Source organism: Halomonas denitrificans, assembly GCF_003056305.1.
GTDB lineage: Bacteria > Pseudomonadota > Gammaproteobacteria > Pseudomonadales > Halomonadaceae > Halomonas > Halomonas denitrificans.
In genome coordinates this window covers 196,973-211,199 of the sequence record NZ_PYVX01000001.1, presented here as the reverse complement: position 1 = coordinate 211,199, position 14,227 = coordinate 196,973, and the positions used below count along the sequence as shown (strand labels likewise).

Here is a 14,227-nt window from a genome sequence, read left to right as displayed (position 1 = left end):
GAGCACTGCGGGCCATGCCGCCCTGAATCCCGCCCCGCACTGCGGGGTGTGGGTGCGGGGCGCCTGAGCGCTGGTCGCGTTCAGGCGTAGGTCTCGATGCGGGCGCGCCCGCGATGCTTGGCCGAATAGAGCGCCTTGTCGGCGAGCCCGATCAGCGTCAGCGGCTCGCCGGCATGTTCGGGATAGGAGGCGATGCCGCAGGAGATCGTCAGGGGGTCGAGCACCTGGCCGCGATAGCGAAAGCGCGTTCGGTCGATGATCTCCATCAGCTCTGCGAGGCGCGCCTCGACCATTGCCGCGGTGGCGCCCGGCATGACCACGACGAACTCCTCGCCCCCCATGCGGCAGACTTCGTCGCTGTCGCGGAAATGATGGGTCAGCAGGCGGCCCAGGCCGATCAGTACCGTATCTCCCGCCTCGTGGCCTTCGCGGTCGTTGAACTGCTTGAAATGGTCGATATCGATCATCGCCAGGGTCAAGGGCGTGGCGTGGCGACGCGCCATGGCGGCCTCGTGCTCGAGCAGTTCGTCGAAGTAGCGGCGGTTGTGCAGGCCGGTCAGGGAGTCTTGGTAGGAGAAGGCCTGAAGCTTCATGACCGTCTCCTCGAGTTCCCGGGTGCGCTGGGCAACCTGCTGCTCGAGGGAGTGATTCAGGCGGCGCAGTTCATGCTGGGTGCGGCTGTAGTGCCAGAGCGAGATCGCCACGATCGCTACCGCGAAGCCCAGGGCGCCGCCATGCACGGGCACCCGACGCCAGCTGAGCAGCCCGTGGGCCACGGCCATGTCGACCAGCAGCATCAGGGCGAAGAGCCCGTAGCTCAGCACGATCAGCCTCTGCTCGCCGTTGAGCTCCCCGAGGTGCACGACGATGGCCATGAACATCAGCACGAGACTCGCCACCAGCAGCGCATCGAAGGGCGGGAAGGTGCTGGAGAGGTCGATGATTCCGGCCAGCGCCAGCCCGAGGGCCACCACCAGGTAGCCGAGGTGGAGCTGCCAGAGGCGGCGCAACAGCGTCGGGCGCCGGTCGGCGAACCAGTGCTCCAGCATCAGGCCCATGGCCAGCGGCACGGTGTAGTAGCCCGCGGCGGCGAGATAGTCCCACAGCAGGGGCCGCTCGATCAGAAGCTGGCTGGCCTGGGTCTCGGCCAGCAGCATGGTACCGGATGCCAGGGCAAAGAGCCCGATGCCGAGGAAGCTGCGCTGATCGGCCTGCACCAGGGTGAAGATGAAGGCGAGCAGGGCCAGTAGCAGCAGGAAGGCGCTGACGACCAGTTCCCCGGCGGAGCGCTCCAGGATATAGGTCAGCAGAGCGGGGCGGTCCATCAGCTTGACCTCCCCCCACAGGCCGATGTCGGTGTAGTCGGAGAAGACGCGGAAGTAGAGCGTCTGGCCGGCGAAGTCCTCGGGCAGGCTGATCATGTGCCAGGGCCAGCCCTCGAAGCGCCCCTCTCCCTGCGCATCGAAGCGACCGTACTGGTAGATCCGCTCGTCACCGAACCACACCTGGGTGATCAGGTCGACGCTGTAGATGTACAGCACCGGGTCACGCCACTCGCCCTCCGGGAGGGTGATGCGAAACCAGGCGTGCTTGTGCCCATCGCGACCGGGCGGGTTGGAGGGGAAGGCGATGGGCTTCCACGCGGCCTCGTCCCCGGGCTCGACGACCCAGGCGGGCGTGCCGTCGGCCTGGAACGGAGAGTCGCCCCAGCGGTACTCCCAGCCCTCGTCGAGCTCCAGCGCCCTGGCGTTGGCACTGGCAACGAGCAGCGCGGCCAGCAGCAGGGGGGCGAGCAGCGAGGGAAGGAGGCGTCGCATGGCGTCTCATCGGCATGTTGGAAGAGATACAGTGTAACGCGGCGTAATCAGCGCATCCTCGCCGCCTGTCAACGCCCCGACGACGCAGGTGACGAATGGCCCTCGGCTCGCTAATGGGGTGACGGCCGTGGCGCTCGCTGGTTCGTATTTATACCGTTATCTTGTCTACCTGCTCATCGATCGACGCCTTCCCGTCATGAGCCTATCGCGGGTCTTCGCGGGTCTTCACAGATAGCAAGGGCACGCCGTTTGCCGGCTCAGTCGACCTCGGCGAGGCCGGCAGCCGCCACCAGGGCCCGGGTGTAGTCGCTGGCGGGCCGCTCGAGCACCTGGCGGCAGTCGCCCTGTTCCATCACCTCGCCATCCTTGAGCACCAGGATGCGGTGCGCCATGGCGCGCACCACGGCCAGGTCGTGGCTGATGAACAGGTAGCTCAGCCGGCGCCTGGCCTGCAGGTCGCGCAAGAGCTCGACGAGCTGCTTCTGTACGCTGCGATCCAGCGCCGAGGTGGGCTCGTCGAGCACCACCAGGCGCGGCTCGAGGATGATCGCGCGCGCCACGGCGATGCGCTGGCGCTGGCCACCGGAGAACTCATGGGGATAGCGGGAGGCGCACTCCTCGGGCAGGCCAACCTCGCGCAGGGTGTCGCGCACCCGACGCTCGACCTCGCCCAGGGCAAGCTCCGGGTGGTGGAAGCGCAGACCCTCGCTGACGATATCGAAGACCGGCAGGCGCGGGGAGAGCGAGCCGTAGGGGTCCTGGAAGACCACCTGCAGGCTGCGGCGCTGGCGGCGCAGGTCGTTGCCGCTCAGGCGATCGAGCCGCGTGCCGTCGAATTCGATCTCGCCACTCCCCTGGCCGAGGCGTAAAAGCGCCAGGGCCAGGGTGGTCTTGCCCGAGCCGGACTCGCCGACGATGCCCAGGGTCTCGCCGGGTGCCACCGAGAGGTTCAGCGGCTTGACCGCCTCGAAGGGGGGCGGGCGACGCGAGAACAGCCGCTTCGGGCGCTGGAAGCTGACCCCGATGCCGCGGGCCTCGAGTAGCGGCGCCCGGCCCTCGATGGGCGCCGGCCGGCCGGTGGGCTCGGCCTCCAGCAGCAGGCGGGTATGGGGGCTCTGGGGCCGGTCGAAGACCGCGTCCACCGCGCCGCTCTCCTGCGCCTTGCCGTGATGCATCACGCAGACCCGGTCGGCGTGGCGGCGCACCAGGTTCAGATCGTGGGTGATGAAGAGCATGCCCATGCCGTGGCGGTCGCGCAGCTCGGCCAGCAGGGCGAGGATCTCCTGCTGCACGGTGACGTCGAGCGCGGTGGTCGGCTCGTCGGCGATCAAGAGGTCCGGCTCGTTGGCGATGGCCATGGCGATCATCACCCGCTGGCGCTGGCCGCCGGAGAGCTGGTGCGGCCAGGCGTCCAGCAGCTCCTCGGCGCGGGGCAGCTTGACCTGCTCGAGCAGCGCACGGGTGCGCTGGCGGGCGGCCTTGCCGGTGAGTCCCTGATGCAGGCGCAGCGCCTCGCCGATCTGCTTGCCGATGGGGTGAAGCGGGTTCAGCGAGGTCATCGGCTCCTGGAAGACGAAGCCCACCCGGCTGCCGCGAAGCCCCCGCCAGCCCCGCGGCGAGAGGTCGGCGAGGTCGGTGTCGCCGAGCCGGCGGCCGCCCTCGATGCGCGCGTTGGCGGGCAGCAGGCTCATGGCGCCGAGCGCCGAGACCGACTTGCCGGAGCCGGATTCCCCCACCAGGGCCAGGGTCTCGCCGCGCTCCACGGTGAGCGAGAGCCGGTCGACCACGGTGACGTCGTCGAAGGCGATGGTCAGGTCGTCGAGTCGCAGCAGGGGCTCAGGCATCGCGGGGCGTCCTCGGGGTGGCGGCGTGCTGGATGTGGCGCGGGTCGAAGGCGTCGCGCAGCCCCTCGCCGATGAACACCAGCAGCGAGAGCATCACCGACAGGGTGACGAAGGCGGTGATGCCGAGCCACGGCGCCTGCAGGTTGTTCTTGCCCTGGGCGACCAGCTCGCCCAGCGACGGCGAGCCCGGCGGCAGGCCGAAGCCCAGGAAGTCCAGGGCGGTGAGGGTGGTGATCGCCCCGGTGAACAGGAAGGGGATGAAGGTCAGGGTCGCGACCATGGCGTTGGGCAGCACGTGGCGCCACATGATCAGGTGCGACGGCAGGCCCATGGCGCGGGCGGCGCGCACGTACTCCAGGTTGCGCGCGCGCAGGAACTCGGCGCGCACCACGTCGACCAGGCCGAGCCAGGAGAAGAGCAGCATGATGCCGAGCAGCCACCAGAGGTTGGGCTCCACCAGGCTCGCCAGAATGATCAGCAGGAAGAGCATCGGCAGCCCCGACCAGATCTCGGTGAAGCGCTGGCCGATCAGGTCGACCTTGCCGCCGAAGTAGCCCTGGATGCCGCCGGCCAGCACCCCGAGCACCAGGGAGCCCGCCGTCAGCACCAGCGCGAAGATCACCGAGAGCCGAAAGCCGTAGATCACCCGGGCCAGCACGTCGCGCCCCTGGTCGTCGGTGCCCAGCCAGTGGCGGGCGGTGGGCGGCGAGGGTGCGGGATGGTCCAGCTCCCGGTCCAGGGTCTCGTAGGAGAAGGGGATCGGCGGCCAGAGCATCCAGCCGTTGGCGGCGATCTCCTCCCGGGTGAAGGGGTCGCGGTAGTCGGCGGGGCTCGGCAGGAAGCCGCCGAACTCGGTATCGGGGTAGTCCGCGACCACCGGCGCGTACCACTGCCCCTGGTACTGCATGACGATCGGCCGGTCGTTGGCGATCAGCTCGGCGACCAGGCTCACGACGAACAGCGCCGCGAAGATCCACAGCGAGAGCCGGGCGCGGCGGTTGTCGCGGAACACCGCCAGGCGCCGCCGGGTGATCGGCGAGAGGCGGGAGGGGCGGCGCGTGGCGCTGCCGGGGTCGGTGCCGGGGGCGTTCATGACTCAGGACTCCCGTGTCTCGAAGTCGATGCGCGGGTCGACCCACACATAGGTCAGGTCGGAGATCAGCTTCAGGACCAGGCCGATCAGGGTGTAGAGGTAGAGGGTGCCGAAGATCACCGGGTAGTCGCGCTGCATCACCGCCTCGAAGCCCAAGAGGCCCAGCCCGTTGAGGGAGAAGATCACCTCGATGAGCAGCGAGCCGGTGAAGAAGATCCCCACCAGCGCGGCGGGCAGGCCGGCGATGATGATCAGCATGGCGTTGCGGAAGACGTGGCCGTAGAGCACGCGCCGGTCGCTGGCGCCCTTGGCGCGGGCGGTCAGCACGTACTGCTTGTGCACCTCGTCGAGGAAGCTGTTCTTGGTCAGCATGGTCAGGGTGGCGAAGCTGCCGATCGCCGAGGCGACGACCGGCAGGGTGATGTGCCAGAGGTAGTCCTTGACCTTGCCCCAGGCGGAGAGCTCGTCGAAGTCCGCCGAGGTGAGGCCGCGCAGCGGGAACACATCCCAGTAGCTGCCGCCGGCGAACAGCACGATCAAGAGGATCGCGAACAGGAAGCCGGGGATGGCGTAGCCGACGATCACCAGCCCCGAGCTCCAGACGTCGAAGGGCGATCCGTGGTGGAGCGCCTTGCGGATGCCCAGCGGGATCGAGACCAGGTAGACCACCAGGGTGGTCCAGAGCCCCAGCGAGATCGACACCGGCAGGCGCTCGAGCATCAGGGTGGTGACCTGCTCGTCGCGGAAGAAGCTCTCGCCGAAGTCGAAGGTGGCGTAGTCGGCGATCATGCCGAGAAAGCGCTCGTGGGCCGGCTCGTCGAAGCCGAACTGCGCCTCGAGCTTCTCGATGAAGGCGGGGGGGATGCCCCGGGCGCCGCGGGACTCGCCGCCCGCCGCGACATCGCCGCCGCCGCCCTCCATGCGGGTGCTGGCCTGGCTGGAGAGCCCCTGGAAGCGGGCCAGCACCTGGTCGATGGGGCCGCCCGGGGCGGCCTGGACGATGATGAAGTTGAGCAGCATGATCCCCAGCAGGGTGGGGATCATCAGCAGCAGGCGGCGCAGTACGTAGGCAGCCACGGCGTGTCCTTACTAGATGATCAGGGTCTTCAAGCCGGGTGACAGTCGGCGCCCTCAGCGATTGCGCTGGCGGGCCTCGATCTCGCGGCCGCGCTCGGGATCCACCCACCAGGCCGACAGGTCCAGCCCGTACTCGGGGAAGGGCTCCTGCCAGCCGAACTTGTCCCACAGGGCGATCCGCGTCTGCCCCAGGTGCCACTGGGGAATCACGTAGAAGCCCCAGCGCAGCACCCGGTCCAGCGCCCGGGCGGCGGTGTCCAGGGCCTCTCTGGAGTCGGCGGCGATCAGCGCGTCGACCAGGTCGTCGATCACCGGGTCGCTGAGCCCGATCAGGTTGCGGCTCTGGGGCACGTCGGCGAACTCGCTGGTCCAGAAGTCGCGCTGCTCGTTGCCGGGATTGGCCGACTGGGGGAAGCTGCCGACGATGATGTCGAAGTCGAAGCTGCGCAGCCGGTTGAGGTACTGGTTGACGTCGACGATGCGGATGTCGCCCTGGATGCCGAGGCGCTCGAGGTTCTGCAGCAGCGGCTGCACGACTCGCTCGAACTGGGTGTCGAAGAGCAGCACCTCCAGGCGCAGGGGGGTGCCGCTGTCGAGATCGGTCATCACGCCGTCGCGCACCGCATAGCCCGCCTCGTTGAGCAGCTCCAGCGCCCGGGCCAGCCGCGGGCGCAGCCCCTCGGGGTGCTCGATCGGCAGCGGCGCCTCGAAGACCTCGTCGGGCAGCGCCTCGCGATGGGGCGCGAGCAGCTCGAGCTCGGCCTCGCTCGGCAGCCCCTCGGCGGCCATCTCGGAGTTGGCGAAGTAGCTCTCGGTGCGCTCGTAGGCGCCGTAGAAGAGGTTGCGGTTGAGCCACTCGAAGTCGAAGGCCAGGTTCAGCGCCTCGCGCACCCGCACGTCCTGGAAGGTCTCGCGGCGCAGGTTCATCACGTAGGCCTGCATGCCGGCGGGCTGGCCGTCCGGCACCTCGAGGCGCTTCACGAAGCCTGCCTCGAGGGCCGGGAAGTCGTAGGCGGTGGCCCAGTTGCGGGCGCTGGTCTCGATGCGCAGGTCGAGGTTGCCGGCCTTGAAGGCCTCTAGGGCCACGGTCTGGTCGCGGTAGTAGTCGAAGACCAGTCGCTCGATGTTGTGACGGCCGCGGTTCACCGGGAGATCCTGGCCCCAGTAGTCCGCGACGCGCTCGTAGACGATGCGCCGCCCGGGCTCCACGGTGGCGATGCGGTAGGGGCCCGAGCCGAGCAGGGCGTCCCGGGTGGTCGCCTCGAAGTCCCGGCCTTCCCAGTAGTGGGCGGGCAGGATCGGCAGCTGACCGAGGATCAGCGGCAGCTCCCGGGAGTCGCTGTCGGCCAGGTCGATGTGCACGGTGTCGTCATCGACGGCGCGGACCTCCACCACGTCGGCGTAGTAGGCGGCGTAGAACGGCTGGCCCTGCTCGGTCAGCGTCTCGAAGCTGAAGATCACGTCCTCGGCGGTGACCGGGTGCCCATCGTGGAAGCGCGCCTCGGGGTGCAGGTCGAACTCGATCCACTGGCGATCGGGATCCAGGCGTACGCCCTCGGCGAGCAGCCCGTACATCGAGAAGGGCTCGTCGGGGTTCTGGGCGAGCAGGGTGTCGTAGATCTCGGTGAGCCCGGTGGCCGGGGTGCCGCGGATGATGAAGGGGTTGGTCGAGTCGAAGCTGCCGATGGCCGAGCGGACCAGGCTGCCCCCGGTCGGGGCCTCGGGGTCGGCATGGGGCAGGTGCGGGAAGTCGGCGGGCAGGGCCGGGTCGCCGTAGAGCGCCAGGCCGTGAACGGTCGGCACCTCGGCGGGCTCGGCCGCCAGGGCCGGCCCGCCGAGCAGGGCACCCAGCAGCAGGCCCAGGCCAGGGGCAGCGTGTCGCATCGATCAGCATCCTTGTAGCAGGGCGGGGCCGCGGCCCCGGTCATCAACTACCGGAAAGTGTCAGCTGTTGCCCCGGTTGTAAAGTATCGGGCCGCTCGATGCCGTTCCACCGCGCCAGGTCGGCCAGGGCCACGGAGTGGCGCGAGGCGATCGCCGAGAGGCTGTCGCCCCGGCGCACCACGTAGGTCTCGTCGCTGCGCCCGGTCGCGCGGTCGGGGGTGTCGCTGCGCAGGCGGGCGACCATCTGGGTGGCGCTCTCGGCGGGCACCAGCAGGCGCGTCACGCGGCGCGGGTCGGCGCGGTTGCCGAGCAGGCCGGGGTTGAGCTCCTCGAGTTCCGAGCGGGAGACGCCGGCGAGCTGGGCGGCTTCGCCGAGCGCCAGGGAGCGGGTCACCGGCACCTCGGCCACGGCCGGCTCGGCCTCGATCTCGGGCAGCGCGACGCCGTAGCGCTCGGGGTCGGCGATGATCGTCGCGATGGCGATCAGCTTGGGCACATAGTTCATGGTCTCCCGCGGCAGGTCGAGATCCCAGTAGTTGCCGGCCTTGCCCTGGGCGAGCGCGGCGCTGCGGGCCCGATTGACGTTGCCGGCGCCGGCGTTGTAAGCGGCCAGGGAGAGCTCGATGTCGCCCTCGTACCACTGCTCGGCCTGCATCTCGATGTAGTCCAGGGCGGCGTGGGTGGAGCGTGCCACGTCGAGGCGGCCGTCGTAGCCGCCGCCGCGGTGCAGCCCCAGGGCGTTGCCGGTGCCGGGCATGAACTGCCACAGACCGCTGGCGCCGCGATGGCTGCGGGCGGTGGGGTCGAACGAGCTCTCGATGAACGGGATCAGCGCGATCTCGCCCGGGAGCTTCCGCTCCTCGACGCGCTCGGTGATCCAGGCGAGCCACGGCCGGGCCCGCTCGGTGATCTCGGCGATGTTGTGCGGGCTATGGCGATAGTGCTCGATCCAGTGCTGGACGCGCGGATGGTCGGCGTCGGCCTGCCACTGGAAGGCCTCGCTGAGGCGCGACCAGGCGTCCTGGGGCTCCAGGGCCAGGGCATCCCAGAAATGCAGGCTGGTGGGCAGGGTGGCGGTGCGGGCCGTCAGGCTGGCCGAATCATCCTTGAAGGCGCTCCCGGGGGTGGTGGACGCCTGGCTGTTGCCGGCGGCCATCAGGGATCCCATGAGAGCGAGACAGCTGGTGAAGCCCAGGATCCGTCGACGTGAGGTGTAGTAAGTCATCGAGAGGTGATCTCCAGGTCATGCGAAGGCCTGCCCCAGGGGGCAGGCCTGAAAACGTCTGTCATCAGAGCGTTCAGAAAGCGTCTTTCCAGGCGCGCAGCGTGGTGAAGGTTGCCAGGCTGGTATCGGTGTCGCCATGGGCGGCGGCGGCCTGGCGAACCCCGGCCGAGTCGCAGCGCAGGAAGGGGTTGATCCGGCGTTCACGGCCGAGGGTGCTCGGCAGCGTGGGGCGGTCGAGTTCGCGGGCGCGGCGGCACTCTTCCTGGGCCGCCTCGACGTCGCTGTTGTCCGGGTCGGCGGCGCGGGCGAAGGCCAGGTTGGCCTGGGTGTACTCGTGCGCGGCGAAGACCAGGGTCTCCTCCGGCAGGGTGGCCAGGCGCGACAGCGACTCGTGCATCTGCTCGGGCGTGCCCTCGAAGAGCCGACCGCAGCCGCCGCTGAAGAGCACGTCGCCGGCGAACAGCAGCGGCGGGATGCCCGCCGTGAAGAAGCCGATGTGGTCCAGGGTGTGGCCGGGCAGGGCGAACACCTCGAACAGACGGCCCATCACCCGCACCTCGTCGCCATCGCCGACCCGCTCGTCGATGCCGTCGATGGCGGGGTTGTCGGGCCCGATCACGCGGGGCGAGTAGCGCGTGATCAGCTCGCGCAGGCCGCCGGTGTGATCCGGGTGGTGATGGGTGATGAGCACGGCGCCGAGTTCGAGTCCCTCGCGCTCCAGCCACTCGATGACCGGCGTTGCATCGCCCGGGTCCACCACGCAGACTGCCTGGCTCGTATCCTGGCGAAGCAGCCAGATATAGTTGTCGCTAAAGGCGGGGATCGGTGTCACGCTCAACATGGCTCAGGATCCTTGACGGAGGCGTTCCCAGACGCTGCCGCGATTCGTTGCGATATGGCTTGCAAAACACGGCACTGTGGAGGGATAAGGGCGTTATGTCAAATTCGCGGGATCTCCATGGACTGGCGCAGCTGGTACGCGACGGCCGCCGCTACTGGGCATCGCCGGCGGGCCGCGCCCTGTGGCGGGCCGAGCGCGCCTGCCTGGGACCGGTCTGCGAGCGCCTCTTCGGCCGGCACAGCCTGGAGCTCGGCATGGCCCCCGTGCTGAGCGATATCTGCCCGATCCGCCACGCCCTGAGCTGGTCGCCGACCCGCGAGATGGCCGCCCATGAGGCGACCCTGGTCTGTCCTCCCGACGGCCTGCCGCTGCCCGACGACAGCGTGAGCCTGGTGGTCATCCACCACCTGCTGGAGGTGGTGCCCGATCCCCACCACATGCTCCAGGAGGCGGCCCGGGTCACCGCCGACGATGGTCGGCTGATCATCTTCGGCTGGTATCCGCTGAGCGCCGGCGGGCTGTCGCGTGCCTGGCCGGGGCGACGCGAGCGCATGCCGTGGCGGGGGCGCTGGCGCACCCCGGGGCGGCTGGGGGACTGGCTCGCGTTTGTCGACTTCGAGATCGACCGGGTAGACTACTGCGGTTTTCATCTGCCCGGCGGCCTGCCGCACAACGCCATGCTCGAGACCCTCGGGCGGCGCCACAACCTGCCGCTGGGCGACAGCTACATGATTCACGCCCGGCGCCGGGCCCAGCTGGTCTCGCCATCGCGGCCGGCGCTCGACCTGGCCAATCCCCTGGCGGGGCCGACGCTCGGCAGCGCTACCCGCATCGGGGCGCCGGGCGAGGCGCGGCGCGAGAAGGCGCCGCTGGGGTGAGGCAAGGCGCTCCCCCGTGACGTGGCCGCGCCTGCCCCGGCTTCCCCCCTGCTTACCCGCGAGTCGACGAGAGACCCCATGCGTCAGATCATCCTGGATACCGAGACCACCGGCATCGACCCCCGTGACGGCCACCGCCTGATCGAGATCGGGGCGGTGGAGATGGTCAACCGCCGGCTCACCGGCAACTCCTACCATCAGTTCATCAATCCCGAGCGCGACATCGAGGCCGAGGCCATCGGCGTCCACGGCATCACCAACGAGCGCGTGGCGGACGAGCCGCTGTTCGCCGAGATCGCCGACGCCTTCTGGGCCTTCATCGAGGGGGCGGAGCTGGTGATCCACAACGCGCCCTTCGACGTGGGCTTCATCGATCACGAGCTCGACATGCTCAACGCGCGGCGTGGCGAGCCGCGCCTCGGCCCGGTGGCCGAGCACTGCCGGATCCTCGATACGCTGAAGATGGCGCGCGACCTCCATCCTGGGCAGCGCAACAACCTCGATGCGCTGTGCAAGCGCTACGACATCGAGAACGGACACCGGGTGCTGCACGGCGCCCTGCTCGACGCCGAGATCCTCGCCGACGTCTACCTGGCGATGACCGGCGGCCAGACCGCGCTGTCGCTGGACGCCTCGGCAACCTCGGAGGGAACCGGCAGCGAAGAGCACGGCCTCGCCATCCGCCGGCTGTCGCTCTCGCCGGGCCAGCTGCGCGTGGTGCGCCCCGACGAGGCGGAGCTGGCCGCCCACGAGGCCAAGCTGGATCGCATTCGTGAGGCCGCCGGCGAGTGCCGCTGGGACGCCCATGCCGGGCTCGTGGGCGAGCAGGGGGCGCGCTGATGCTGCATCGGGAGCTGCCCAGCGAGGCGCCTGCCGGGCGGGTGATCCGCCTGGCCCGCGGGCGCATCGCGCCGGGGATCGACGACGGCCCCCTGCAGGCCTTCCAGCCCTGGCATGCCCGGCTGCAGCCGCTCTGCTGGTGGCACGAGGAGCCGGTGGCGCTGTCGCTGGAGGAGCAGCCGGGCGAGGACTGGCCGGAGGCCCGCGAGTGGCTGGGGCGGCTGCCGGAGCCCTGGTACGCGCTGGTCGCCACGGCGCTGCAGGTGGCGGCCTGGCTGCAGAACCATCGCTTTTGCGGCCGCTGCGGAACCCCGACGGCGCGGCTGGACGCCGAGTTCGCCATGCAGTGCGAGGCGTGTGGCCATCGCACCTATCCGCGGAACTCGCCCTGCATCATCACCCTGGTGACCCACGGCGAGTCGCTGCTGCTGGCGCGCAGCCCGCGCCACCCGCCGGGGCGCTATTCGACCCTGGCCGGCTTCATCGAGCCCGGCGAGGCCGCCGAGGAGGCGGTGCGCCGCGAGGTCTTCGAGGAGGTGGGGCTCAGCGTGGGGCGGGTCAGCTACTACAAGAGTCAGCCCTGGCCCTTTCCCCACTCGCTGATGCTGGGGTTCTTCGCCGAGGCCGCCAGCCGGCGCATCCGCATCGACGGGGTCGAGATCGCCGACGCCGCCTGGTTCAGTCCGCGACAGCTGCCCCAGCTGCCCCCGCTCTACTCCATCTCGCGGGCGCTGATCGAGACCCACCTCAAGGAGGTGGGCGGCAGGGGCTAGGGACGAGTCTCAGTGGCTCGGGAAGAGGCTCGAGAGCTTGGTGGCCAGCATGACGTTGCCGGTGGCCTTGAGCTTGCCGGTCATGAAGGCGCTCATGCCGTTGATCTCGCCGTTCATCACGCCCTTGAGGGTGTCGCTGCTCATGCTCAGGCTGACCGAGGGATCGTCATGCTCGCCCTCATGTACCTCCAGCTGCCCGTCGTTCACCACCAGGTAGTGGTCGCCGACGTCGCTGAAGTGGAACTGGAAGACTTCGTGCATGCCGCTGGCGGCGTCGGCATCGAAACGGCGCTTGAGCTTGTCGAGGGTCGCGTCGGACATCGGGGATCCTTGTGGGGGAGTCGAGTGCATCGTGGCAGGGGTTGAGCCTTGCCAGCGTATTTGAAACACCTGTTTGAATCAAGCGCTCCGGCGCCGCCGGAAGGCCTCGGCCAGGCCGGTGGCAGGGCGCATCGACGCGGAGAGGACGATGAACGAGTGGCTGACGGATTTCGGCATGTTCGTGGCGCAGCTGTTGACCCTGGCGGTGGTGGTGGGCCTCGGTGCGGCGCTCTTCATGAAGGCGCGAGGCGAGACGGGGGAGCGCACCCGGCTGCGCCTCGAGGAGCTCAACCAGACCCGCCGCCAGCGCCGGCGGCGCATGCAGCTGGCGGCCAGCCAGCCAGGCGCTCGCAAGGGGCTGCTCAAGGCCTTTCGCCGCGATGACAAGGCACAGGCCCGCAGCGGTGCCAAGGGCGCGGACGAGACGCGTCCCACGGTCTGGGTGCTCGACTTCCACGGCGACATCAAGGCCAGCGCAGCCGGTCGCCTGGCCGAGGAGGTCTCGGCGGTGCTCGAGGTGGCCGGCGCCAACGACGAGGCGGTGCTGCGCCTGGAGTCGGCCGGCGGGCTGGTGCACAGCTATGGCCTCGCCGCCGCCGAGCTCGATCGGCTCCGCGAGGCTGGGCTCACCACCACGGTCTGCGTCGACAAGGTGGCAGCCAGCGGCGGCTACCTGATGGCGTGCGGCGCCGATCGTCTGCGGGCCGCGCCCTTCGCGGTGATCGGCTCCATCGGGGTGGTCGCCCAGCTGCCCAACCTCCATCGCCTGCTCAAGCGTCATGACATCGACGTCGAGCTGCTCACGGCGGGGCGCTACAAGCGCACCCTCACGGTGTTCGGCGAGAACACCGACGAGGGGCGCGACAAGTTCATCGAGGATCTCGAGACCACCCACCAGCTGTTCAAGCGGCACGTGGCCGAACGGCGCCCGGGCCTGGACATCGAGGCGGTGGCGACCGGCGAGATCTGGTACGGCAGCGATGCCCTGGGGCGGGGCCTGGTGGATGAGCTGGGCACCAGCGAGGCCTACCTGGTCGGGCGCATGGGCGAGGCCCGGGTGATCAGTGTCAAGCTGGAGCAGAAGCCGACGCTCTCGCGTCGGCTGGGCGTGGGGGTCTCGCGGGGCGTGGAGCGCGGCATCGAGCGGGGGCTGGAGATGCTCGACGCCGGACGTTGGCAGAAGCGCTGAAGGCCCTCAGGGGCGGCCGTCGAGGGCCAGCTGGCCGAGCGCCTCGATCAGCGTCCTGGCGCGCTGGCCCTGCAGCGAGTAGTAGATGGTCTGCGACTCGCGGCGGGTCGTGACGAGATTCTCGCGACGCAGGATCGCCAGGTGCTGGGACAGCGCCGACTGGCTGAGCACCAGGCGCTGGTTCAGCTCGGTGACCGACAGCTCGGTGCCGTCCAGCAGGCAGAGTATCCGCAACCGATTGTCGTTGGCCATCGCCTTGAGTAGGGAGCTGGCCTCGTTGATGACCGCCTCTCCGCCTTCGAGAAGGCGTGCTGACGCACCTCTGATGGTAGTGCCCATGATCTGTGCCCTGCGTTGCAGGCGCCGCCCATGGTCGGCCGCCTGCGCGGTGAAAAGGATCCCCTGAGTCCACGCCTGGGGGGAGCGACAGGCCGCATGGTGGCCC

General features: G+C 69.7%; 13 protein-coding genes. 4 read left to right on the top strand and 9 right to left on the bottom strand.

The genetic code is table 11. From position 1 onward, the window contains the following. Positions 1–80: 80 nt before the first annotated feature. The 7 genes from C9F13_RS00965 to gloB form a co-directional block, all read right to left on the bottom strand. On the bottom strand, positions 81–1,817 hold the full coding sequence (locus C9F13_RS00965) for a sensor domain-containing diguanylate cyclase (protein ID WP_108444380.1): 1,737 nt from the start codon (positions 1,815–1,817) through the stop codon (positions 81–83). A 257-nt stretch (positions 1,818–2,074) separates the two neighbouring features. Then, entirely contained in the window at positions 2,075–3,661 is a 1,587-nt protein-coding gene (locus C9F13_RS00960) for an ABC transporter ATP-binding protein (protein ID WP_108444379.1), read from the bottom strand. Beyond that, complete coding sequence (locus C9F13_RS00955; protein ID WP_108444378.1) at positions 3,654–4,754, bottom strand: ABC transporter permease; 1,101 nt, start codon at positions 4,752–4,754, stop codon at positions 3,654–3,656. Before C9F13_RS00955 ends, C9F13_RS00960 begins: the two co-directional genes overlap by 8 nt. A 3-nt stretch (positions 4,755–4,757) precedes the next feature. Next, entirely contained in the window at positions 4,758–5,831 is a 1,074-nt protein-coding gene (locus C9F13_RS00950; protein WP_108444377.1) for a microcin C ABC transporter permease YejB, read from the bottom strand. 54 nt (positions 5,832–5,885) lie between these two features. Further along, positions 5,886–7,715, bottom strand: a complete 1,830-nt coding sequence (locus C9F13_RS00945; RefSeq protein WP_108444376.1) for an extracellular solute-binding protein — start codon at positions 7,713–7,715, stop codon at positions 5,886–5,888. Positions 7,716–7,758: 43 nt separating this feature from the next. Next, positions 7,759–8,940 (bottom strand): transglycosylase SLT domain-containing protein, encoded by a 1,182-nt coding sequence (locus C9F13_RS00940; protein WP_108444375.1) that lies wholly within the window; start codon positions 8,938–8,940, stop codon positions 7,759–7,761. A gap of 73 nt (positions 8,941–9,013) precedes the next feature. After that, positions 9,014–9,781: a hydroxyacylglutathione hydrolase gene (gene gloB, locus C9F13_RS00935; protein ID WP_108444374.1), complete on the bottom strand. Its 768-nt coding sequence runs from the start codon at positions 9,779–9,781 to the stop codon at positions 9,014–9,016. Between the two features lie 95 nt (positions 9,782–9,876). On the opposite strand from gloB, the gene C9F13_RS00930 reads away from it, so the two are divergent. The 3 genes from C9F13_RS00930 to nudC all read left to right on the top strand — a co-directional run bounded on the left by C9F13_RS00930 (position 9,877) and on the right by nudC (position 12,272). Further along, positions 9,877–10,659: a class I SAM-dependent methyltransferase gene (locus C9F13_RS00930; protein WP_108444373.1), complete on the top strand. Its 783-nt coding sequence runs from the start codon at positions 9,877–9,879 to the stop codon at positions 10,657–10,659. Positions 10,660–10,737: 78 nt separating this feature from the next. Then, complete coding sequence (gene dnaQ, locus C9F13_RS00925; protein WP_108444372.1) at positions 10,738–11,499, top strand: DNA polymerase III subunit epsilon; 762 nt, start codon at positions 10,738–10,740, stop codon at positions 11,497–11,499. Continuing rightward, on the top strand, positions 11,499–12,272 hold the full coding sequence (gene nudC / locus C9F13_RS00920; RefSeq protein WP_108444371.1) for an NAD(+) diphosphatase: 774 nt from the start codon (positions 11,499–11,501) through the stop codon (positions 12,270–12,272). Before dnaQ ends, nudC begins: the two co-directional genes overlap by 1 nt. 9 nt (positions 12,273–12,281) lie before the next feature. On the opposite strand, the gene C9F13_RS00915 is transcribed toward nudC, so the two are convergent. Beyond that, positions 12,282–12,593, bottom strand: a complete 312-nt coding sequence (locus C9F13_RS00915) for an SCP2 sterol-binding domain-containing protein (protein WP_108444370.1) — start codon at positions 12,591–12,593, stop codon at positions 12,282–12,284. Positions 12,594–12,741: 148 nt separating this feature from the next. Between C9F13_RS00915 and sohB the strand changes: the two genes are divergently transcribed. Further along, on the top strand, positions 12,742–13,782 hold the full coding sequence (sohB, locus tag C9F13_RS00910) for a protease SohB (protein WP_108444369.1): 1,041 nt from the start codon (positions 12,742–12,744) through the stop codon (positions 13,780–13,782). Positions 13,783–13,788: 6 nt separating this feature from the next. Here the strand turns inward: sohB and C9F13_RS00905 are convergent, their stop codons facing one another. Continuing rightward, positions 13,789–14,121, bottom strand: coding sequence for an ArsR/SmtB family transcription factor (locus C9F13_RS00905; protein WP_108444368.1), 333 nt, complete (start codon positions 14,119–14,121; stop codon positions 13,789–13,791). Positions 14,122–14,227: the final 106 nt, after the last annotated feature.

Coding starts and splice junctions, on each gene's coding strand:
- C9F13_RS00965 (WP_108444380.1), bottom strand. CDS start 1,817: ATGCGACGCCTCCTTCCCTCGCTGCTCGCCCCCCTGCTGCTGGCCGCG.
- C9F13_RS00960 (WP_108444379.1), bottom strand. CDS start 3,661: ATGCCTGAGCCCCTGCTGCGACTCGACGACCTGACCATCGCCTTCGAC.
- C9F13_RS00955 (WP_108444378.1), bottom strand. CDS start 4,754: ATGAACGCCCCCGGCACCGACCCCGGCAGCGCCACGCGCCGCCCCTCC.
- C9F13_RS00945 (WP_108444376.1), bottom strand. CDS start 7,715: ATGCGACACGCTGCCCCTGGCCTGGGCCTGCTGCTGGGTGCCCTGCTC.
- C9F13_RS00940 (WP_108444375.1), bottom strand. CDS start 8,940: ATGACTTACTACACCTCACGTCGACGGATCCTGGGCTTCACCAGCTGT.
- gloB (WP_108444374.1), bottom strand. CDS start 9,781: ATGTTGAGCGTGACACCGATCCCCGCCTTTAGCGACAACTATATCTGG.
- C9F13_RS00930 (WP_108444373.1), top strand. CDS start 9,877: ATGTCAAATTCGCGGGATCTCCATGGACTGGCGCAGCTGGTACGCGAC.
- dnaQ (WP_108444372.1), top strand. CDS start 10,738: ATGCGTCAGATCATCCTGGATACCGAGACCACCGGCATCGACCCCCGT.
- nudC (WP_108444371.1), top strand. CDS start 11,499: ATGCTGCATCGGGAGCTGCCCAGCGAGGCGCCTGCCGGGCGGGTGATC.
- C9F13_RS00915 (WP_108444370.1), bottom strand. CDS start 12,593: ATGTCCGACGCGACCCTCGACAAGCTCAAGCGCCGTTTCGATGCCGAC.
- sohB (WP_108444369.1), top strand. CDS start 12,742: ATGAACGAGTGGCTGACGGATTTCGGCATGTTCGTGGCGCAGCTGTTG.
- C9F13_RS00905 (WP_108444368.1), bottom strand. CDS start 14,121: ATGGGCACTACCATCAGAGGTGCGTCAGCACGCCTTCTCGAAGGCGGA.